Source organism: Bacteroidia bacterium, assembly GCA_041391665.1.
Taxonomy (GTDB): domain Bacteria; phylum Bacteroidota; class Bacteroidia; order J057; family J057; genus JAGQVA01.
Genome location: JAWKNO010000003.1, coordinates 751,787 through 773,116 on the forward strand (window position 1 = coordinate 751,787; position 21,330 = coordinate 773,116).

A 21,330-nucleotide genomic window follows, 5' to 3' on the forward strand; every position below is an offset into this window, starting at 1 on the left:
TTAGTTTAAAAATCCAAACTTTTGATGCAAATGATAATAAAATAAGCAAATTCCCTATGGTTGGACCATGGGAAAAAGTGGTAATAACTGGGGAAGAGTGGGAGGATTTCCCAAAAAAGTCTGAACTTGGGTTAGTTGCCGGTTGTTTTCATCCGAATTTGTTTCACTTCCTGCAACAACGATTGGGTGACGGAACCGGAAGTAATGTGGGCGGAATTGCCAAATCCTCTGCGGGCAATTTCGTTCATTTCGGCAATCTTAAATGCTGGTAGTTTGCCAAAGTAAAAAACGCTGAGCGGGATATCTTTGGTGGGAAGTTTTTCCAGCGGCTTGTCAAGAACCTGTATTTCAAATCCGCCATCTGTGGCAAAAATGATCCGGTTATTTCCGCCTTCTATGAAGTGCAAACGAGCGACCTCATAGGCCAGCTCTACGGCTCTGACAGGTTTGGTTTCTCCCGATGAAATCAACTGGTTGATGGTAGCCGCTATTTTTTCCTGTTCTGATGCCGGTACCCCGCTGAGTTCGACCGTCGGCCTGCCGGAATAGGTAATTACAGATATTTTATCCTCAGGACGCATATAGGCCAGCAGCTCGGTAAAAGCATGCTGCAATAATGGCAATCCATTGGGTTTTCTCATGGAAGCGGATACATCCAGCAAAAATATCAAATTATTGGGGGCGTATCCTGAAAGGTCGTAGCTGCTGTCCACCCGGGCAGAATCCTCCGCCGTTTTGGCGCCTTTATACAGCATGGCGCTGTCTTCGGCTGAAAATGTTCCGGCGCCTTCGGCCCATACTCCCTTTCGCATCAACCGCTCAGGCCATGCGGCAGGAAACAACATCCAAACGGAGCCTTTACGATCACTGTCATTTTGCCCGCTGACGAGAAGATCATTTCTTCCGTCTTCATTGAGATCTCCCAGCGGACTTACCGACAGGGCCCACTGGTATTTCGATTCAAAAATTCCCTCAAAATTGCGGGAGGTTTCGCTGATTTTGTGATTGTCCAATACCGTCCCATCGCGTTTCAGATACAAAATATATACGGCGCCCCGATCTTTTCCGCCATCATCATCTGAATAGGCACTGACAGCCAGATCCGGAATCGTATCTCCGTTCATATCCCCTACCAGGGCAAGGGAAGTTCCCCAACGATCGTCCAGATCGATATATCCCGAAAATCCGTTTTGGTTTGAAATGATTTTCTGATGACTTTTGACAGAGCCATCGGGGTTGAGAAACAGCATCCATACCGCCCCTTTATTAAAACCGGCTTCATCATCGAGCATAGCACCTACGGCCAGATCTGCAACGCCATCCTGGTCCAGATCCCCCAGCGATTCGACAGAAATCCCAAACTGGTCGCCACGGGTAAGGTTCCCCGAAAAACCCCCACTTCCTGTTTCTATAATGACTGTTTTTTTGATTTCACCTTTATCATCCGGAAAAATAATCCAGACGTTTCCTTTTCCTTTTTCGGGATCCATTGCACTTCCAACTGCCCATTCATCGATCCCATCTCCGTCCATATCTTTTAACAGGGCGACATCCGAGCCAAAGAACTGATCTTTAGCCAGTTGCCCCATGATTCCGGGGGTTCTTCCGCTATAGAAATAATGTGATTTTACAGATCCGTCTGCTTGTAAAAGGAGCAGCCAGATAGCTCCATATTCAAGTACCCCCAGTTTCGCGCGGGGTTCTGCGACAAGAATATCGGGAATCCCATCTTTGTCCCAGTCGCCGGCGGCTTCGATTCTGGAGCCAAACCCTCCCGCCAGAGTTGTATTTCCGGTAAAACCGCTTATGCCGGCGGCAATTTTTTTCTTTTGTTTGATATTTCCCTCTTTGTCCATAAAAAGAATCCAGAGCGCACCGGCCTCATCGTTGGGGGCGGAGACCGCGATCTCAGAGACATTGTCGCCATCGAGGTCTCCGATAGCGGCCAGGCCCCGGCCAAATTCGACCGAAGAAGTGAGGATATCAGCTAATGATTCTGTCTGGCTGCTGAGTTTTATGTATTCATAAAAAATTCTTTCATGATCCTGAGCCAGGGTCGTGGGCGACAGCAGAAAAAAAAGTGCGGAGGAATTCAGTAAAAAGAAAAAATATTGGCGCATGGCAAGGGGATTTGAAAGCAAGATACACATCCGGAGACACAATGAAAAAAAGCAGGCCCTTGGGGAGCCTGCTTACGAACTAACTACTACTACTACTACTCACAAAACGAATTCTTGAATTATTTTATTTGAGTGCGACCAGTTTTTCAACAACATCTGATTCACCGTACACTCTGAAAATAACCTGATCGGTTAATGCTTTTTCCAGGTTAAACATACGACCGGAGTTTTCATCGAGTTTCACAACATCGGAGAAAATCGTTTTCCGTCTGCTGTCAAGTACTTCTACAAAAACAGAGCCATCTTCTTCACCCGAAACATTCAATCGAACTTTTCTGGAGTCAGCGAAGGTAACCACGTCGGCCATAAAGACGGGAGCGGGTTTAGCTTCCACCTTAAGTGCCAGTTCCTGTCTGAAATCTCCGTCTTCCCCGGTAACGATGACGACATAATCACCTTTGGGAGCCTGACTGAAGTTGAGCGGTTTGATAAACCCGGAAGTTTCTTTGACTTTCTCCCGATATAATTCATGATTTTCAGCATCAACCACACGAATGCGAAGCGATTGCTGGGTAGGTGAATTATATACAAGGTGAAACAAATTCCCAACGGGGTTCGAAACAATACTGACCTGTGGTTCGTTTAAAGAACTTGCAAGATTACTGGCGCTTTGGCCAAACATGCTGACGGTCAGAAAAGAGAAAGTTACTAATCCTAAAAGCCTGAATTGGTTCATAATAATTTGTTAAGTAAAACATAAGTGCTTTAAAGATTTCTTAACAAACTTACGACTATTTTATCAATCTGCAAAAGATTTTTAAAATATTTTGAATAATTCATAAAAATTTAACTGTTTTTTTATGAATTACTAATTCAGGAAATGACTTAAAAATTTGTACTTATCTCATTTTCAGTCCTTTATATTTCATCTCAAAATCTGTTCATCCACCGGTATAAAATGTCCGTTACATCCGGTTTTAGCAGGAAGGTAAGGGCAATACCCGCCAATGCGCCCCAAAGATGTGCAGCATGATTGATCTTCATCTCTGACTTGCGGAACATATTTACCAGGCTATATATCATAAATCCCAGTGCAACCAGATAACCGGGCAGTTGCAGCACGGGCCATTTCTCTGAAATGACCGGCAAACCAAACTTCAAATAAGGATTACAGATGACCGCACTCAGTACAACCGCACTAATGGCCCCGGAGGCCCCTACGGAGCCTTCATAAGACGTGTCATTTCTATAACGGATTACCACATACAGGTTGCTGAGCAGCAGCCCCAATATATATAGTGCCAAAAACTGCCAATGGCCAAGGCGATGTTCCAGAATAAAACTGAAGAAATAAAAGGAGACCATGTTCATGAGCATATGTAAATAATTGCCATGCACAAACCCGCTGGTAAGAATTCGCCAGTATTCCTTATAAATCAGCATATCATAAGGAACGAGGATATTTTTATCCTGGAAATTCTCATCCAGCAATCCCCAGATGCTCAATCCCAGGGTAATCAGTAAAATGCCAAGTGCAACGGGTGCCTCCAGTATGTAGGATAAAGCCATTATCTTTTCAGGTGTTTATTACGGAATACAAATAACCCACTTGAAAAATAATTCCAAAATCAATATTACGGGAAATCTATCACACTTTTTGGGTGGCTGAATCAGGAGGATTCGAAGTAGTGTCCTGTGACTGGGGAATTCACCCGGTGGCTGAGGAGTTGCTTCTGGTGGCTGAGGTTCTCGAAGCCATCGGAAGCAACTCCTTATATCTGCCGGTTGGCGATTTCCTGGAGGTAAGACCGAAGGGGTTCAAACTTTGTCTTTTGGGAGAGCGCTTGTCCCAGAGCTTTGGCCCGGTCAAAATAGCTGAGAATAAGTTTTTGGGTATGGGCTTCTATATCCAGTTCGCGGAATAAGGTCAGCATTTCCTCCACCTTGGATTCCGTATTTTTCTGCAACAATTCATCAATTTTGGACTTCTGGCCAGGATCAGCAAGTTCCTGAGCTTTCAGCAAAAGGTAGGTTTTTTTATTTTCAATAATATCACCGCCTACCTGTTTGCCAAATCCTTCCGGCGGAAAAGCGTCCATCAGATCATCCTGAAGTTGAAAGCCAATACCCAGGCTTTCGCCAAATTCTCTAAACTGGCTGACAATTTCGAGGTCTGCTCCGCCAGCAATTGCGCCGAGGCTCATACAGCCCCCTAATAAAGCCGCTGTTTTTTTGCGAATCATTTCCAGGTAATCGGGAATGGTGGCATTGGTCTGAATCGCCAAATCCATATCTTCCATCTGTCCTTCGCAGACAGCCAATGAAACATGGGTATATTCTTTCACCAGTTGTGCTGCCTTTTCGGGAAAATCACGGGTCACCATATCCATGGAAAATGCAAGCAGTGCATCGCCGGAGAGGATAGCCACATTTTCATCCCACTTGATATGTACGGTGGCATTTCCCCTTCTCACTGGTGCACGGTCCATGATATCATCATGAACGAGAGTAAAATTATGAAATACTTCCACCGCCACTGCCAGGTTCATCGCATGGGCAGGCTGTTGCCCGGAGACGGCCTGATAGGCAAGCATCGTCAGTATCGGGCGAATTCTTTTTCCCTTTAGAGACAGGATATAGGCCATTGGCTGGTACAAGTTGGCTGGTTTCCGATTGTCCAGCCCGAGATTTTCTATATACTTCTCTACGGCGGCTTTTAGCTCAGTGGTATTCTGCATGCGGTTTGGGGTAAATAGCACTGCAAAGTAACTAAGGTTTTTTATACCTCACAACCCCACCTACAATTGTGTATTCAATCTCAGTATTTAGTAGTTTTTCTTCTTCCACTGTCATAATATCCTGAGAAAGGACCGTAAAGTCTGCCAGTTTTCCCACCTCCAGAGAACCTTTTTCATTTTCCTGAAAAGCACCATACGCTGCGTCGAGCGTATAGGACCGAAGTGCCTCATCTCTGGTCATTTTCTGGCCGGGCTCAAATCCGCCGGGAGGGTCTCCGGCAAGGGTTTTACGTGAGACAGAAGCGTAAAAGCAGGCGATAGGGCTAAGGGGCTCTACAGGGGCATCTGTACCATTGATCACCTTTGCGCCTGAGTCTATCAGTTTGCGCCAGACATAAGCGCCGTCTTCAATACGTTTTTTCCCCAGCCGGTCAATCGCCCAGGGCCTGTCAGAAGACATGTGAATCGCCTGCATAGAAGCGATTACGCCTAGTTGGGCAAAGCGGGGAATATCTTCCGGATCAAGATGTTGGGCATGTTCTATTCTAAAACGAGGATCTTTTACCTCCGGGTGTTGTGCAAAAGCGGTTTCAAACCGGTCCAGCACTTCGCGGTTAGCCCTGTCGCCAATGGCGTGAACACATACCTGAAATCCATATTTCAGGGCATCTTGTGCTACAGTTTCCACATAGTCCATCGGCATAATGGGGTTGCCAAAATGTCCATGTCTGTCCGAATATTCTTCCAGTAACCACGCACCCCGGGAGCCCAGTGCACCATCAGCATATAGTTTTATTGCCCGTATGGTCAGATATTCATCTTCTGTTTGTGGTCCGTTTGCATACCAGGTTTGCAGGAGTTCTTCATTACTCCCGTCGAGCATGGTCCAGAGGCGAACAGACATTTTACCCTCGCGCACAAAAGCCTGAAAGGTTTCTATGGCAGCGGGGCCAGCGCCTGCATCCTGAAAACTGGTCAGTCCGTTTGCCAGGCATTCGTCAATGGCAGCCTGAAGATCCAGCCGGAGACTTTCGGGGGTATCCTGCGGCACAAATTTGCCGATCAGTCCGGCAGCGCTCTCCGTAAAAATGCCGGTAGGACGGCCATCGGGATACTGAATAATTTCGCCATCCTCGCCAAAGGTCATACCAGGCGTAATACCAGCCAATTCCATGGCTTTTGCGTTGGCAAACGCCGCATGTCCGCTGGCATGTGTCAGGAAGACCGGGTTTTGGGGTGAAACGGCGCTCAATTTTTCGTGGGTCTGGTAGCCGGTAATCATTTCCGGCTGAGGGATCCATTTACTCTGATGCCAGCCCCTTCCGAGTATCCAATCGCCAGGTTTAGATTTGGAGACAGCGGCTGCTACTTTTTCCACCAATTCTTCGTAGCTACTCACCGTCATGAGGTTGAGATACCGCTGATTTTCCCCTACCCCCATGATATGCGCATGGCTTTCTATCAGACCAGGAACCACCGTTTTGCCCTCCAGGTCGAGAATTTCCGTTTTACTTCCGGTCAACGAATGTATTTCGGAAGCAGTACCAACTGCGATAATCTTTCCACCTTTAACCGCCACCGCTTCTGCACGAGGCTGCGCAGGGTTTACGGTGTAAATATTGCCGTTTATAAGGACAAAATCGGCAACCGGCCCAGGGGTGCATGCCGCGAAGATTATGGTAGTCAGAATGAGGAGAATGCGCATAGATAAGTTTTTCAGAAAAGTAGAAATTTTTTGAAGGCGGGAAAACCGATTTGCCGGAATATACGTTGTAAGGAGGTCGCTGTACCCCGTTAACGGGGTACAAACCCCAAAACTACCCCTCCTTTCTCAAAATTTCCAGCGGTGGATTATTGAGTACACTCCTGCTATTGGTCAGTCCGATGATCACCGTAATACCGGTTATTACAACAAATACAACCAGGGCTGGAACCACATCAGGCACAAATGCTGTTTCGAAAGTAAATACCGCCAGTCCCCATGTGCTCAACAATGCGAGTAAAATTCCGGAGAAGGAAGCTAATCCTCCCAAAATCATGTATTCCAGTGCATTGATTGTCAATATCTGCCGACGGCTGGCACCCAAAGTTCGCAGCAATACGCTTTCCTGTATTCGTTGGTACTTTGATATGATCACCGAGCCTATCAGCACAATCAGTCCGGTAAATATACTAAACATTGCCATAAACCGGATAACAAAGGAGACCTTATTCAGCACTTCTTCCACGGTAGAAAGAATCAGGCCCAAATCCACCAGAGAAATATTCGGATAGGTAAGGGCAACTTTCTGTTGAAATTTGGCGGAGGTTTCCTGATCGCTCACTTTCGTAATCAATACGTGAAACTGTGGCGCATTTTCCAGCACACCTGTCGGAAAAACCACCAGAAAATTGGTCTGCACACGCTGAAAATCCACTTTCCGGAAGCTACCCACATATGTTTTCACAGGTACGCCCTGGACATCAAATACGACTTCGTCTCCCAGGGACAGTTCCATCGCCCCCTTTCCAAAACCTTCCTCCACTGAAATAAAAATCGTATCGCCTGCATTCCCATACCATTTCCCTTCCACAATCTTTTCTGTATCTATGAGCGTATCGCGAAAAGTCACCCGATACTCACGGTTTAATGTGCCGCTGCTCACCCCTTCTGTCGTGTCGGCCAGTAACTCCTCCCGGCTCCTTCCTTTCAGCGAGTCCAGTCGCATGGTCACAATCGGCACTTGCTGCATAACAGGAAACCCAAATGAACGGGTAAGTGTGGCGACTTCTTCCTTTTGGTTTGTCTGAATATCGAACAGCACCATATTGGGCAGGTTTCCTTTATCGGAAAAGGCTACGGTTTCGACCAGCAGGCCCTGTACAAAATACAAAGTGGAAATCAGTCCTGTACCCAGGCCAATGGACACAATCAGCGTGAGGGTCATATTATTGGGACGGTACAGATTCGCCAGACTCTGCCTCCACAAATAGCTCCATCGCGCAGGGAAATATTTTCTCACCAGCCACATCGTCAGCCAGGCAAGTCCGGTCAATAGTAAAAATGCCCCTAGCAGCGAAAGTGAAAATATCAAGGCACTCCGCCATTGTCCGATCTGTAAATAAGCAAAACCAAAGATAAACAGACCAATCAAACCACTTACTGCCCACTGAAGGTAATCCCGGGACGAAGATTCGGGTTGAAAGGAAGAACGGATGGCACTCAGCGGGGAAACTCTGCGAATGGCCAGCAAAGGCAGGAGCGCAAAAAGCATGGAAATAATTACCCCAACGCCAATTCCTTCCAGGATAGCAGAAACAGAAATGCCAAAATTGGCTTTAAAAGGCAAAAAATCCCGGAGCACCGCTGGCAAAATCGTCTGTATCTGGCTACCCAGAAGTGCCCCCGCAACCGAACCCAAAAAGCCCATCCCACCAATCTGAATCAAAAATATCAGAAATGCCTGGCTACCCGTTGCCCCCAGGCACCGAAGTACGGCTACGGTATCAATTTTTTCCCGAATATAGATATGTACGGCACTTGCCACACCCACACAACCCAGCAATAATGCCACAAAACCTACGAGGTTGAGAAATTCGCTCAGATTGGCGAAGGCACGACTGGTATCGTTTTTTTTCTCCTCCACGGTATCATAACGAAGGCTTAGTGCGCGCATTTTGGTCTCAAGACCTTTCATCATTTTCTCAACATCCCGCCCATCGTCAAACTTATAGTATCGCTGATAGTTGATGCGGCTACCTTTTTGGACAAGCCCGGTTTGATCGAGGTATTGCATGGGAATATACACGGGGGCTGCTACCGTAGCGGTGATTCCGCTTTGGCCCGGTACACGCAGGAGTTTGCCGGCAATTTCAAACATCAGATTGCCAATCTTTACTGAATCACCTATTTCAGCATTATACTGAAGCATCAGGGTCTGGTCTACCAGCGCGTACTGCCCCTGCTGAAAAGTGCGCGACACCGCTGCCGGGAGTGCCTCTATTTCTCCATAAAACGGATATTCCCCTTCCAGAGCACGAACCTGTACCAATCGTGTGCCCATGCTTTTGGGAAAATAAACCATGGAGGCGAAATACAGTTCATTGGCTTGTTTGCCTCCCAGGGAGTCCATAAATATCAGCGCAGAGTCGCTAAATGCCTGGTTATTGTTGATCATCAGATCTGCTCCCAACAGCTTACGCGCTTCCCCCTGAATTTCTTCCCGCAGGTTGTCTTCGAATGAATTAATTGCAACAAGGGCCGCCACTCCGAGGATAATCGAAGACGTAAACAATACCAGCCTGGATCGGCTGCGACGACTATCACGCCACGCCATTTTCCAGAGCCATTTATATTTTTCGAAGTTCATTATTGTATATGATTGATACAGCGCTATTCACTGACGACTTTCCCCCCTTTGAGCCTGATGATTCGCTGAGTTTTGGCGGCTAGTTCGAGGTCGTGGGTGACGACGACGAGGGTTGTGCCCGCTTCGCGGTTAAGTTCAAATAAAAGATCTTCGACTTTTTGGCTGGTCTCGGCATCCAGATTCCCCGTTGGCTCATCCGCAAAGAGTATTTTCGGTTGATTGACAAATGCCCTTGCCATTGAGACTCGCTGTTGCTCTCCGCCTGAAAGCTGCACTGGATAATGATGAGACCGGTCTGCTAACCCTACCCTGTCGAGCAACTCCATGGCAAGTCCCCGCACACCGGTAGTTCCGCGTAATTCGAGCGGAACCATGATATTTTCCACCGCCGTCAGCGTTGGCAACAATTGAAAACTCTGGAAAATAAAACCTACATGCGCATTGCGAACAGCAGCGCGCTGGTCTTCCGTCAGCTCATCCAGCCGGATATTATTGAGATAGACTGAACCCGAACTCGCCCGGTCAAGGCCCGCACAAAGCCCCAGCAAAGTTGTTTTTCCACTACCCGACGGCCCCACAATCGCAGCGGTATCGCCAGCATGAATATCAAAACTCACATCATCCAGCACCGTCAACATTTGTCCGGCACTGGCATAAGTTTTTGTAAGATTTTTTACAGATAAAATATGATTCACTTCAACTAAATTTTAATTCCCCATTAACCATTGACCATTAACCATTAACCATTATAAAGACTAAATTACTTTTTATATTTTTACAAAAAATTAATCATGAGACTCTTTTGTCTATTCTTTTCTTTTGCCTTGTTATTTGCCTGCAATTCTCCTGAAAAACAGACAGAAACAACCGATCAAAACAAACCTTCCGACACGCTTTCTGCGAACTCAACCGTACAGACGGATAAGCCTGTCATTTTATTTTTTGGCAACAGCCTTACCGCAGGTTATGGGCTCGAACTTTCACAGGCTTTCCCTGCACTGATCCAAAACCGACTGGACTCTCTTTCTCTTGATTATAAGGTAATTAATGCAGGTTTGAGCGGAGAGACGACTTCTTCCGGCAAAAACCGTGTGGACTGGTTATTAAAGCAAAAACCTGCTGTTTTTGTTTTGGAGCTCGGTGCAAATGACGGCCTGAGAGGCATCGACCCGGCAGAAACACGGCGCAATCTTCAGGAAATCATTGATAAGGTACGGACCAATGACAGCAATACTAAAATTGTGCTCTGCGGTATGATGGTTCCCCCCAATATGGGACCTGACTACGGAAAACAGTTTCAGGTGATATATCCCGAACTTGCAGAAAAAAACAACCTGGTACTGATTCCATTTTTGCTTAATGGGGTAGCCGGTGACCCAAAACTCAACCTGGGTGACGGTATTCACCCGACGGTGGAAGGGCATAAAATCGTAATGGAAAATGTCTGGGAAGTATTGTGTAAGGTTTTGGAGGCTGAGTGTTAATCAAGTTTCTCAAAAATTATTAACTTGTCCCCAAAACACACGCAAAATGAAAAATTCTCTCCATTGGCTATTATTTGCCGTTCTGTTTTTTTTAGCTTCCTGTGGTAATGAGGAAAGTTCCTCTGAAGAAGCCGCAAATGTAACCAACGACTCTCCTGATGCCGTAGAGCAAACCACAGCCCATTCCGCCACCGACAACCTCGCGATCTGCCTCTGGTCTCCTGCCGGTCTACGCGAAAAACCTGGTATGGGCAACAACAATAAATACCTCGCAAGTATCAATTTTGGAGAAATTGTTACCCTCACCGGAAACGCCGAAGAAGTGGCCAGCGAAAAACGCAACTATGTCGAAATGACCCTCTCCGATGGGAAAACAGGCTGGTCTTTTGACCACCTCTTTGCCATCAATGCCGAACGGGGTGTGGCCATCGAAGATATCGAAATTTATAAAAGACCGGATCTCACCACTTTCAATAATGAAAAATTCTCCCGTGGTGAGATCGTCGCCATCATTGCCAGCGACAAACCCGGCTGGGCTGAAGCTTTTGGTAAGGAAAAGAAAAAATCAGGCTGGATCCAAAGTGGTGATAAAATCAGCACTGACGAAGTGGATGTAACTGTTGCCATCCTCGTCGACAGGGCAATGGAAGAAAAAACACCCGAAAAACAAAAAGAAGCCCTCACCTCACTCGTTGAGAATAGTACATTCAAACAGTCTTCCCTCATATCTATGGCAGATGAAGCCCTGGCCAAAGTCTCCAACAGAGAAGAACTCCCTCCCAACCAATTGTACATCACCGCTGACGTTCTTAACGTCCGCTCTGCCCCTGATAACGGATCCGATAATATCGTCTTCAAACTGAAAGATGGCGACATCTGTACCATCCTTGAAAAAGGACAGCGGATACCCATTCGCGAAATGAATGACTATTGGTACAAAATTGAATTTGAAGGACAGGAAGGATGGGTGTACGGCTATTTCACCTCCAAAAAACTGGCGGAATAATTAGCGATTACTTGATCACTGCCCGATCTGATGCATCTACATTGTAGGGCAGGGCATTTTCTCCTTCCAAACCAAACCGCTCGCTGATTTTGCGAAGGTGATGGTCAACGCCTATTTCGGAGCCGGGAACAAAACCGGGAACGGTAATTACCTGGGCCAATACGCCTCCAACTCCGCGGTGCATTACGCCTCGTGGGATATATACCAGATCTCCAACGGCAAGTGGTGTTTCAAAAATCAGTCCTTTCGCCTGATTTTCAGTGATTTGCTCCGGGGTTTCTATCAACGACACCTGATCGCTGGTAAGTAGCTTGCCCCCGGGTAAAACCATTTGCACAAGGTAAAATTCGTCAAATCCGCCTTCTAAAGGGTGGTAATGCGAAAATGAATCCATAATCCTCACCCGATGGGCATTCAGGTTGTGATACTGATATGCGCCGACCTTTTCCAGCCAGGTAAGCAAAATGCGCCGGTAAGCATTGGTTTCTGTCGCACAACCGCCGGGCGTATCCGTGATTTTGGGGTCCCAATCTGGCCGCACAAATGAAGGAATCTCCATCGATGGCGCTTCAGGAGCTGTAAACACCAGCATATTGAGCGCACTGTCAGCGACCAGGCCTTCACCTTTGCGGAGCAAAACGATATCTCCCACCGATACCTGCGAGCTTTCCCCTGAGGTAAGGGTCACATTGGTAGTTCCGGTCTGGATAAATACGATTTGCGCCTCCTTATCTGATTTTTTGATAGTCGTTTTTCCTGACAAATAATCCAACTCGTAGCCTGGGTTTTTCATCGCAAAAATCTTGCGAATAGGCTCAATCCCCTTCTTATCCCCATCTGCGAGATGAGCAACCAAAATACCCGACGCAGGCTTATTCAGCTGCCGCGCCACAAAACCCGGAGTTGACATCATGACAAGTAAAAAGAATATGCCGATCTCGCCGGCAGTAGCTAGAGATTGAATGCGCATATCGGTGTCGTAAGTTCTCAGGGGATAAGTTACAAAATTCACGGGAGAAATGTATATTTTCTGCCTAAAGAAAGGTTATGCCTGCTAATATTCCCTTATATGAAATCCCGGAGGTACGAAAAGGCGATACTGAACGCGGATTTAAGATTTTCCAGTTGAAAGGAAAACAGCAGGAGTGGCTGTACACTTTTCCCCGCGAAACCCATATCCCCCACCGCCATCCTTTCTATGAAATCTGCTTTTTCATACAGGGCTCAGGTGATTCAGAAATGGATTTTCGCAAATCAGTGATCCAATCACCCGGGCTGCATTTCATCGGGCCGGGAAGAGTTCACCGGATCGAAGGCAGTCCCGAAAGTCTGGGGTATGTCATTGCATTTACCCGCGAATTTTTCTGCCGGGAAGAGGAAGAACGCAGACTGCTTGACGATGTCCCTTTTTTTCGCGCCAGTGCAGAAAAGCCCGCAATCATACTTTCAGAAGAGGATTTTATCTATTTCCGCTCTATCATGGGAAATATGATAAAGGATTATCTGGAAACTAATTCTCTCAAAGAATCCCTGCTCCGCGCCTGGCTGAAAATCATGCTCATTCGCAGTGCCGATATTTACCGGCAACAAACCGAGACGCCGGACACAGAGGAGGTTCGGGCTCGTTTTATCGTGGAGAAATTTCAACTGCTGCTGGAAAAACACTACCTCACCGACCATCAGGTCAGCGAATATGCCAGTCGCCTGGCGATCACACCCGACCACCTCAATCGCCTTACCAGGCAAACACTCGGGAAGAAAGCCAGCCAGATGATTCTTGACCGTATTATACTGGAAGCCAAACGGTTACTACTTTTCTCAGATCTGAATGCCAAGGAAATTGCCTATCAGCTTCAATTTACAGACCCCTCCTATTTTGGGCGGATTTTCAGGAAAAAGACCGGACACAGCCCTTCCTCCTTCAGAGCATCCATGCAGGAAAAGTACCAGCCATGACCGGAATTATTCATTTACCTGCGCTGATTTGAGTTATATATTTGCACCTTACACGATCTATCTTTCTACCCATGAATATTAATTTTTCGCTTAATGCCGCTGACCTGCGTGCAAAAATCGACCGGTTTTGGGAATTGTCAGGCAGCAAAATCCATCTGATACGCAAAGAGTACAACAGCGCCAACGGCTCACCGGTTTTTACCGCAGCCGGGAAATATACCACCCGGGGCTGGACCGAATGGACCCAGGGGTTCCAGTTTGGCTCCGAAGTGCTGCAATTTGATGCCACAGATGATACAGTTGCTCTCGAATATGGCCGCAAAGCTACCGTAGCGCTTATGGCCTCGCATGTCGGGCATTTTGGTGTTCACGATCATGGATTCAACAATGTCAGCACCTATGGCAACCTGTTGCGGCTGATGAAAGAAGGGAAAACACCTTTCAATGAATGGGAAAAACATTTCTATGAAATGGCGCTTAAACTCTCCGGCGCCGTGCAGGCACGGCGGTGGACCCCCATTAAAAATGGCGGGGGATATATGTATTCGTTCAACGGCCCGCACTCGCTGTTTGTCGATACCATCCGCACCGTAAGAGCCGTGGAAGTCAGCCACCTGCTGGGGTATGCCTTGTGGGGGGAAAATGATAAACAAACCAGCCTGCTGGAACGCGCCATTGCGCACTGTATCGCTACCGCCGATTATGCTGTTTATTATGGTACCGGTCGCGATATTTACGACGTTTGGGGACGCACCGCACATGAGAGCATTTTTAATGTCAATGACGGAAACTTCCGTTGCCCCAATTCACAACAAGGATATACGGGTTTCTCCACCTGGACCCGTGGCCTGGCATGGGCAATGGCCGGTTTTCCCGAACAACTCGAATTTATTCGCGATTTACCGCAAGATCGTCTCCTTCCTTTCGGCGGATTCGATGCTATTGAAGAAAAGTTTTTGCGGGCGGCCAAAGCCACCTGTGATTTTTTCATCGCAAATACAGCTACCGATGGCATCCCGTACTGGGATACCGGTGCACCCGGACTCGCACATATGGGCGACTATCTCTCCCGACCTGCTGATCCTTACAATGACTTCGAACCGGTAGACTCGACAGCTGCCGCCATCGGCGTTCAGGGCCTTCTGAGGCTGGGGCTTTACCTCGAAGAAAAGGGAGAGGTCGAAGCGGGCAAAAAATACTGGCAGGCAGGCCTTACATCTCTCAATACCCTGCTGGACGAACCCTACCTCAGCACTAATCCCCATCACCAGGGATTGTTGCTCCATTCGATTTATCACCGCCCCAACGGATGGGACTATGTGCCGGAAGGCAGCAAAATCCCCTGTGGTGAATCCAGCATGTGGGGGGATTATCATATCCGGGAAGTGGTGCTTTTCCTCGACAGGCTGATCAAAAACCAGCCTTACTATAACTTTTATTCTTCCGCAAAATGAGCACCCCCGATCTGAACAAACTCTGTATTCACACCATTACCACTAAACCGTGGTCGCTGGAAGAAGCTGTTGAAAACTACCTCACGGCAGGTGTATCTGGCATCAGTGTATGGCAGGATGCTGCGGCTGCTATGGGTTTTACCCGGACAGGCCAATTGCTAAAATCTGTCGGAATGCATGTGGTTTCCTACGTGCGTGGAGGCTTTTTTCCCAATACGGCTCTCAGCGAACGACAAAAGGCCATAGACAACAATCTCAAACTTCTGGATGAGGCCGCCGCAGTTGGCGCACCCATGCTGGTATTGGTTTGCGGGGCATCTCCGGGCCAGTCTCTGGAAACCTCGCGGGCGCAGATTCAGGCGGGGATTGAAGCGATTATTCCAAGGGCAGAGTCACTCGGCGTAAAACTGGCGATCGAGCCGCTTCACCCGATGTATGCAGATACAAGATCAGCGATCAATACCCTTGCTTCCGCCAATGACGTGGCGGAAGCCATCAACTCACCTTTTGCAGGAATTGCCGTCGATGTATATCATCTATGGTGGGAACCCGGACTCGAAGCGCAGATTCAGCGTTGCGGAGTCAATGAAAATCTTTTTGCCTTCCACATCTGCGACTGGAAAGTTCCGACAACGGACTTCCTCAATGACCGGGGACTCATGGGCGAAGGATGTATTCCCGTAAAAAAAATCCGCGGCTGGGTGGAAAATGCAGGATTCTCCGGCTACAATGAAGTAGAAATTTTCTCCAACCATTATTGGGCAATGGATCAACACAATTTTTTAAAAAATATCATTCACGCTTACCAAAACTATAGCTAATGAACCCTTCCCTTAAAGTCCATAAAGTAGGTATCATCATGAACGGCGTAACAGGCCGGATGGGTACCAACCAACATCTCATGCGCTCTATGGTGGAAATTATCCGCCAGGGAGGCGTATGGCTCGGTCCGGCGGAGACCATTATGCCGGTCCCTACCCTCGTAGGCAGAAATGCAGTCAAACTGGAAAAACTCTGCAAAGCGGCGGGAATCGAAAAAATGACGACCAACCTCGACGAAGCACTCGCAGATAGCAGCAACACCATTTATTTTGATGCGCAGACCACAGGACGGCGGCACTCGGCCGTAAAAAAAGCCATTGAAGCGGGCAAACATGTGTATTGCGAAAAACCGACAGGCGTCAGTACCGAAGAAGCGCTTGACCTGTATTATATGGCGAAAAAAGCTGGCGTAAAACACGGTGTTGTACAGGACAAACTCTGGCTTCCCGGCATTCTGAAACTCAAACGTCTGATCGAGTCTGGTTTTTTCGGAAAAATCTTGTCGGTAAGAGGAGAATTTGGCTACTGGGTATTTGAAGGACATTCTATTCCTGCACAAAGACCATCATGGAACTACAGAAAGGAAGACGACGGAGGAATCATCGTCGATATGCTCTGCCACTGGCGATATGTACTCGACCAGGTATTTGGCAAAGTAAAAGCGGTATCCTGTCTCGGTGCAACGCATATACCGGAGCGAATTGATGAGCAGGGCAAACCCTATGTTTGTACAGCTGATGACAGTGCCTACGCGACTTTTGAGCTGGAGAATGGGGTCATCGCCCATTTTAATTCTTCATGGACCGTACGCGTACGTCGCGACGATCTGCTCACCCTGCAGGTCGATGGAACGCATGGCTCGGCAGTAGCAGGCCTTCGCCATTGCCATATTCAGCACTACGGCAATACGCCCAAACCGGTATGGAATCCGGATATCGAGCAGCCGATCAATTTTTACAACGACTGGTCCAAAGTTCCCGACCAGGAAGTACATGACAATGCCTTTAAAGCTCAGTGGGAGTTGTTTCTCAAACATGTTGTGCGGGATGATCCGTTTCCCTGGGGTCTGCTGGAAGGAGCAAAGGGCGTACAGTTGGCAGAAAAAGGCATCGAAAGCTGGCAAAAACGCGCCTGGGTGAATTTGGAAGAATTAGCATAAACCCCAGGTTGAACCCAACAGATATGTCAAAAATTGCATTAGTAACGGGTGGAAGCCGGGGCATAGGCCTCGGCATCGCCCAATATCTTGCAGCCGAAGGCTGGGATCTGGCCATCAATGGCGTGAGGGAGGAAAGTTCGGTAACTCAGGTTCTCGAAAACCTGAGAACAACCGGGGTAAAAGTCATATATTGTCAGGGGAATGTGGGCGAAGCTGCCGACAGGAAAAATATGATGGCGAAAGTTCGCAGCGAACTGGGCGGGCTGAATATGCTGGTCAACAATGCCGGCGTTGCACCAAAGGAAAGAAAAGACATTCTTGAGACGACGGAAGAAAGTTATGACTATGTCATGGATATCAACCTCAAAGGCACTTACTTTCTTTGTCAGGCCGCTGCAAACTGGCTGGTAGAGCAGAAAATCGCAGACGCTGCCTTTTGGGGCTGCATTGTCAATGTCTCATCCATTTCTGCGACCGTGGCTTCAGTCAACCGTGGTGAATACTGCGTATCAAAAGCAGGGATGAGTATGGTTACCCAGCTATTTGCAACACGCCTCGGAGAGTACGATCTTCCGGTATATGAAGTGCGCCCCGGCGTGATCATGACCGATATGACTGGTGGGGTTAAAGAAAAATATGATAAATTGATCGCAGATGGGCTCTCCGTTCAAAAACGTTGGGGCTTTCCGGAAGATGTGGGCAAAACCGTTGCCATGCTGGCGAGGCGGGATATGCCTTTTTCAACCGGACAGGTGCTGATGGTGGATGGAGGACTTACGCTTTCCCGACTGTAAATGAACTACTTAACACGATAAATACTACTCACGATGAATAAATCTACCCTTTGGCTTTTATGTCGGATATCTGCAGTGTTGGTGTTGTTGTTTATCCTGCTGATTCCGGCAGGCAAAGTCACACCTATGCTTGCCGGCACTCCTTACGCACTGTGGACAGGACTTCTGGCCAGTGTGATACTCACGGCCCTCACCTGGTGGGGAACTCAACTTCAATCCACTGACAAAAACGACACAAAATCATGAAGTTATATGTAATCCTGATCGGCCTGCTTTACGGTGGGGCCATGATTTTCCTTTCGTTACGTGCCAGGAAAACTGTGAAGGAAGATTCCAAAGGTTACTTCTTTGCGGGTGCAGGACTGGGCACAGTTCTGGGAATGTTTACCTTCGCAGCAACCCTGTTCAGCGCGTTTACCATTCTGGGTATGCCTGACTTTTTTCGCACCCATGGCGTGGGCGCATGGATATTTCTTGCCGTAGCCGATGCCGGAATGGTTTTTGGCCTGATATGGGTAGGAAGGAAAATGAAACAAAAAGGGACGGAAGGAAAAAAATTCAGTATCACAGGCCTTATTTCTGAAAAATACCATTCTCCCTGGGCTGGATACATCACCTTTTTTGGTGCTTTCGCATTTTTACTGCCCTATGTAGCCGTACAGATACGGGGAGTTTCCATGTTTTTACAGGGAGCTTTTCCCGATGTTTTACCTTTTTGGGCATGGGCTTTGGGCATGGTGGTGATCGTCTTGTTGTATAGTGAAACCGGTGGATTAAAGGCAATTATATACAATGACACGCTTCAGGGCGTATTATTACTCATTGCTATCTGGGTCATTGGCGCCAACTGTCTGAGCATGTTGGGTGGATGGTCGAACATGTTTGAAAAGATATCGCAGACCAATGAGGCGCTTCTCTCCAACCCCGGTCCCAAAGGCTTATTTACTTTTCAGTTTATGCTGGCATCTATGCTGGCGATCATCATGATACCGTACACGCAACCGCAGGTATCTACCCGGATTCTCATCATGAAGGACAACCGGTCGCTCAACCGGATGGCGGTAGGAGTGGGAGTTTTTGCTATGCTGGTCATTTTACCCACCTTATTTGTCGGTATGTATGGGGCGGTGACATATCCGGACGCGGATACAGATACGTTTTTACGCAATGCATTGATTATCGATCAGCCAGGTTTTATCGCAGCCTTTATATTGATCGGGCTTATCGCTGCCGCGATCTCGACAGCAGATTCACAGATTTTTGCCCTGGGGTCTGAGTTAATGTCGCTTTTGAAAGGAAACGAAAAAGATCTTTTGCTTATCACCAAGGTGTTCCTGATATTTTTTGCAGGACTTGCATTTCTGCTTTCGATATTCAGCAGCAATGAACTGGTATTGCTGGCAAGAACCAGTTTTGCAGGCACTTCCCTGATGGCTCCCATGATCTTTCTTGGATTATTTTCTTCTCATAAACCCACGCTGCTCATGCCTTTTATCACATTGGGCGGTCTGGTTTTGTTTATTCTTTCTTCATTCCCCGGTATTTTTCACATGCCGTCGATGGTTGGGGGAATCAGAATGGATCTGTTTCTGTTTGGGATTCTTTCGGTGACGGGTGTTGGTTTGTATCTGGCAAAGAAGTAATCAACACTCACATAAAAAAGAATGCGGGCCTGTTTTCACAGACCCGCATTTATTTTTAATAATACTTACCAGCGATTAGCAACCTGCGCCTGGGTAGCCACAATTTTGTGGGTATCCGCCAAGGGTACGGTCAATCTGGTTTTGTGGAATCGGACGGAAGATGTGATAATCCTGAATGTTGGGTGCAGCCTGTGGGTTGTGGAGGCGAACCCTTTCAATCAGTTTACTTACACCATTGATTTTTACACGGGCAAGGTCAAACCAGCGATGCATTTCACCGTCGAGTTCTCTTGCGCGCTCATCAAGGATATAATCAATCGTCACATCGCTGGCAGAAATCATCATTTCCGCTTCTTTTCCTGGCCATGCAGCTCTTTCGCGTACCATATTAATGTCTGCAGCGGCTTCGTCAAGTTTGTTTTGCATAAAGCGGGCTTCGGCACGCATCAGGTAGGCATCAGCCAGACGCATCAACACGAGGTCTCTGGATCCGGGTTCGTGCTGACGGTCAGGACGGCGGGGATCGATAAACTTGGCCAAAGTCGGGAAAACTTTTTCGTCATAATTTTCATCACGTGTATAGACGATATAGCGGGTACGCGCTTTGCGATCTGCTGTCCAAAGATGATCTCTTCCTGGGCCGGGGATGAAGAATGCGGTATCGCCCAGTTCGTATTTCCGCTGTCCGACTTTAGACGCATCTACATAGCCATTGTCTGCATCAGCCTGCGTCCATTTTGGAATTGTGCCTGCGTTATTGGAAATCCATGCGTGTTTGTAGCTCAGATCATAACGGGCGTCAATGTCGCGGTTCCAAAGGCTAAGCGCAAAATCGGTAGGGCGGAAACGCTTCCATGGGCGGCCGTTTTCTGTATCGCGGGTCATACCGGGACGCACGTCGTATTCCATAAGAAAGTACAGGTGTCCGCGGTTTCCTTCTGTATCGATACGGGTATCAGCCAAAGCTTTGGAGTTTTGTACAGCAAAAATCACTTCGCTGTTGCGCTGGTTGTCCTGGTCCCAGAGTTTGTCGAAAGAATCGAGAAGCTCAAAACCGTAATTATTGATAACGGAAGTCATCAGTGCTTCAGCTTTCTGGAAATCTCCGGATTCTGCATAAGGCTGATAACCTCTGGTGGCATGAACCTTAGCGAGCAGGAATTCTGCTGCGGGTTTGGTCACACGACCATAATCACTCTGGGTAGCAGGAAGTACCGAAATGGCAGCTTCCAGATCGGCAACAATTGCCTTATATACTTCAGAAGCATCGGTGCGGTTGGCGACGATTTCCACGCCTTCAGTTTCTTCCAGCGTGAGGTGAATGTCTCCGTAAAATTGCACCAGGGTGAAGTAATACAGCGCTCTCAGAAAACGAACTTCGGCCAGGCGGGATGCCTTGAGCGTCTCGTCCATCTCTATGCTCTGTGAACGATTGATCGCAGCATTTGCCTGGTTGATTCCACGGTAGAAATCTCTCCAGGTATCCTGTACAAATCCCTGAGCAGGGTTTAATCCGCCATCATAAAAGTTGATAGGCTTATGGCTTCCATCGGCACCATTGGTATGAACATCTGTACCGAAAGTAGTCATGGTGAACCCTCTTTCAGGGCCCCAGAAATATTTCATTTCAGAATAAGTTGCTTTGACAGCATCTTCAAATCCCTGAGGTGTCGTGTAGTAACTACCCGCAGACACGTCGGAGATCAGTTCTTCCTTCAAAAAGTTTTCACAAGAGATGAAGGATAAACACAGAATCGCGATCGCAGAAAATTTAATAGTCGCTTTCATTTCTGTAATAATTATAA

The 21,330-nt window shown here is 47.5% G+C and carries 18 protein-coding genes; 9 read left to right on the plus strand and 9 right to left on the minus strand.

Going from position 1 to position 21,330, the window contains the following annotated elements:
• Window positions 1-131 precede the first annotated feature (131 nt).
• The 7 genes from R3D00_25880 to R3D00_25910 form a co-directional block, all read right to left on the minus strand.
• Complete coding sequence (locus R3D00_25880; protein MEZ4776632.1) at window positions 132-2,120, minus strand: VWA domain-containing protein; 1,989 nt, start codon at window positions 2,118-2,120, stop codon at window positions 132-134.
• A 124-nt stretch (window positions 2,121-2,244) separates the two neighbouring features.
• Window positions 2,245-2,856 carry a hypothetical protein gene (locus R3D00_25885; GenBank protein ID MEZ4776633.1) on the minus strand — a complete coding sequence of 204 codons (612 nt, stop codon included), beginning with the start codon at window positions 2,854-2,856 and terminating at the stop codon, window positions 2,245-2,247.
• A gap of 194 nt (window positions 2,857-3,050) precedes the next feature.
• Window positions 3,051-3,689, minus strand: coding sequence for a rhomboid family intramembrane serine protease (locus tag R3D00_25890; GenBank protein ID MEZ4776634.1), 639 nt, complete (start codon window positions 3,687-3,689; stop codon window positions 3,051-3,053).
• A 203-nt stretch (window positions 3,690-3,892) separates the two neighbouring features.
• Window positions 3,893-4,858 (minus strand): polyprenyl synthetase family protein, encoded by a 966-nt coding sequence (locus tag R3D00_25895; GenBank protein MEZ4776635.1) that lies wholly within the window; start codon window positions 4,856-4,858, stop codon window positions 3,893-3,895.
• Between the two features lie 31 nt (window positions 4,859-4,889).
• Complete coding sequence (locus R3D00_25900) at window positions 4,890-6,563, minus strand: amidohydrolase (GenBank protein ID MEZ4776636.1); 1,674 nt, start codon at window positions 6,561-6,563, stop codon at window positions 4,890-4,892.
• Window positions 6,564-6,675: 112 nt separating this feature from the next.
• On the minus strand, window positions 6,676-9,207 hold the full coding sequence (locus R3D00_25905; GenBank protein MEZ4776637.1) for an FtsX-like permease family protein: 2,532 nt from the start codon (window positions 9,205-9,207) through the stop codon (window positions 6,676-6,678).
• A 23-nt stretch (window positions 9,208-9,230) separates the two neighbouring features.
• A complete protein-coding gene (locus R3D00_25910; GenBank protein ID MEZ4776638.1) occupies window positions 9,231-9,845 on the minus strand; it encodes an ABC transporter ATP-binding protein in 615 nt (204 codons plus the stop codon).
• A gap of 153 nt (window positions 9,846-9,998) precedes the next feature.
• Here R3D00_25910 and R3D00_25915 point away from each other — a divergent pair, with 153 nt between their 5' ends.
• Together R3D00_25915 and R3D00_25920 are read left to right on the plus strand one after the other, a co-directional pair.
• Complete coding sequence (locus tag R3D00_25915) at window positions 9,999-10,691, plus strand: arylesterase (protein MEZ4776639.1); 693 nt, start codon at window positions 9,999-10,001, stop codon at window positions 10,689-10,691.
• Between the two features lie 46 nt (window positions 10,692-10,737).
• Window positions 10,738-11,697, plus strand: a complete 960-nt coding sequence (locus R3D00_25920; GenBank protein ID MEZ4776640.1) for an SH3 domain-containing protein — start codon at window positions 10,738-10,740, stop codon at window positions 11,695-11,697.
• A 7-nt stretch (window positions 11,698-11,704) separates the two neighbouring features.
• On the opposite strand, the gene R3D00_25925 is transcribed toward R3D00_25920, so the two are convergent.
• Window positions 11,705-12,709, minus strand: a complete 1,005-nt coding sequence (locus tag R3D00_25925; protein ID MEZ4776641.1) for a hypothetical protein — start codon at window positions 12,707-12,709, stop codon at window positions 11,705-11,707.
• Window positions 12,710-12,744: 35 nt separating this feature from the next.
• Here R3D00_25925 and R3D00_25930 point away from each other — a divergent pair, with 35 nt between their 5' ends.
• The 7 genes from R3D00_25930 (at window position 12,745) to R3D00_25960 (ending at window position 19,525) form a co-directional block, all read left to right on the plus strand.
• Entirely contained in the window at window positions 12,745-13,653 is a 909-nt protein-coding gene (locus tag R3D00_25930) for an AraC family transcriptional regulator (GenBank protein MEZ4776642.1), read from the plus strand.
• Window positions 13,654-13,724: 71 nt separating this feature from the next.
• Complete coding sequence (locus R3D00_25935; GenBank protein ID MEZ4776643.1) at window positions 13,725-15,107, plus strand: glycosyl hydrolase; 1,383 nt, start codon at window positions 13,725-13,727, stop codon at window positions 15,105-15,107.
• Entirely contained in the window at window positions 15,104-15,928 is an 825-nt protein-coding gene (locus R3D00_25940; protein MEZ4776644.1) for a sugar phosphate isomerase/epimerase family protein, read from the plus strand. Before R3D00_25935 ends, R3D00_25940 begins: the two co-directional genes overlap by 4 nt.
• On the plus strand, window positions 15,928-17,088 hold the full coding sequence (locus R3D00_25945) for a Gfo/Idh/MocA family oxidoreductase (GenBank protein MEZ4776645.1): 1,161 nt from the start codon (window positions 15,928-15,930) through the stop codon (window positions 17,086-17,088). Before R3D00_25940 ends, R3D00_25945 begins: the two co-directional genes overlap by 1 nt.
• Window positions 17,089-17,111: 23 nt before the next feature.
• The gene (locus R3D00_25950) at window positions 17,112-17,882 is read left to right on the plus strand and encodes a 3-ketoacyl-ACP reductase (GenBank protein MEZ4776646.1); all 771 of its coding nucleotides are present in this window, start codon (window positions 17,112-17,114) and stop codon (window positions 17,880-17,882) included.
• Between the two features lie 33 nt (window positions 17,883-17,915).
• Entirely contained in the window at window positions 17,916-18,128 is a 213-nt protein-coding gene (locus R3D00_25955) for a hypothetical protein (protein ID MEZ4776647.1), read from the plus strand.
• Window positions 18,125-19,525 (plus strand): sodium:solute symporter family protein, encoded by a 1,401-nt coding sequence (locus R3D00_25960; GenBank protein MEZ4776648.1) that lies wholly within the window; start codon window positions 18,125-18,127, stop codon window positions 19,523-19,525. Before R3D00_25955 ends, R3D00_25960 begins: the two co-directional genes overlap by 4 nt.
• Before the next feature lie 75 nt (window positions 19,526-19,600).
• Here the strand turns inward: R3D00_25960 and R3D00_25965 are convergent, their stop codons facing one another.
• A complete protein-coding gene (locus tag R3D00_25965) occupies window positions 19,601-21,313 on the minus strand; it encodes a RagB/SusD family nutrient uptake outer membrane protein (protein ID MEZ4776649.1) in 1,713 nt (570 codons plus the stop codon).
• Window positions 21,314-21,330: the final 17 nt, after the last annotated feature.

What these genes read in the sequence shown, in the direction of transcription:
- R3D00_25930 (MEZ4776642.1), top strand. Translation starts at nt 12,745, where the DNA reads ATGCCTGCTAATATTCCCTTATATGAAATCCCGGAGGTACGAAAAGGC.
- R3D00_25950 (MEZ4776646.1), top strand. Translation starts at nt 17,112, where the DNA reads ATGTCAAAAATTGCATTAGTAACGGGTGGAAGCCGGGGCATAGGCCTC.
- R3D00_25960 (MEZ4776648.1), top strand. Translation starts at nt 18,125, where the DNA reads ATGAAGTTATATGTAATCCTGATCGGCCTGCTTTACGGTGGGGCCATG.
- R3D00_25935 (MEZ4776643.1), top strand. Translation starts at nt 13,725, where the DNA reads ATGAATATTAATTTTTCGCTTAATGCCGCTGACCTGCGTGCAAAAATC.
- R3D00_25890 (MEZ4776634.1), bottom strand. Translation starts at nt 3,689, where the DNA reads ATGGCTTTATCCTACATACTGGAGGCACCCGTTGCACTTGGCATTTTA.
- R3D00_25895 (MEZ4776635.1), bottom strand. Translation starts at nt 4,858, where the DNA reads ATGCAGAATACCACTGAGCTAAAAGCCGCCGTAGAGAAGTATATAGAA.
- R3D00_25920 (MEZ4776640.1), top strand. Translation starts at nt 10,738, where the DNA reads ATGAAAAATTCTCTCCATTGGCTATTATTTGCCGTTCTGTTTTTTTTA.
- R3D00_25885 (MEZ4776633.1), bottom strand. Translation starts at nt 2,856, where the DNA reads ATGAACCAATTCAGGCTTTTAGGATTAGTAACTTTCTCTTTTCTGACC.
- R3D00_25880 (MEZ4776632.1), bottom strand. Translation starts at nt 2,120, where the DNA reads ATGCGCCAATATTTTTTCTTTTTACTGAATTCCTCCGCACTTTTTTTT.
- R3D00_25915 (MEZ4776639.1), top strand. Translation starts at nt 9,999, where the DNA reads ATGAGACTCTTTTGTCTATTCTTTTCTTTTGCCTTGTTATTTGCCTGC.
- R3D00_25900 (MEZ4776636.1), bottom strand. Translation starts at nt 6,563, where the DNA reads ATGCGCATTCTCCTCATTCTGACTACCATAATCTTCGCGGCATGCACC.
- R3D00_25945 (MEZ4776645.1), top strand. Translation starts at nt 15,928, where the DNA reads ATGAACCCTTCCCTTAAAGTCCATAAAGTAGGTATCATCATGAACGGC.
- R3D00_25905 (MEZ4776637.1), bottom strand. Translation starts at nt 9,207, where the DNA reads ATGAACTTCGAAAAATATAAATGGCTCTGGAAAATGGCGTGGCGTGAT.
- R3D00_25955 (MEZ4776647.1), top strand. Translation starts at nt 17,916, where the DNA reads ATGAATAAATCTACCCTTTGGCTTTTATGTCGGATATCTGCAGTGTTG.
- R3D00_25910 (MEZ4776638.1), bottom strand. Translation starts at nt 9,845, where the DNA reads ATGTTGACGGTGCTGGATGATGTGAGTTTTGATATTCATGCTGGCGAT.
- R3D00_25940 (MEZ4776644.1), top strand. Translation starts at nt 15,104, where the DNA reads ATGAGCACCCCCGATCTGAACAAACTCTGTATTCACACCATTACCACT.
- R3D00_25965 (MEZ4776649.1), bottom strand. Translation starts at nt 21,313, where the DNA reads ATGAAAGCGACTATTAAATTTTCTGCGATCGCGATTCTGTGTTTATCC.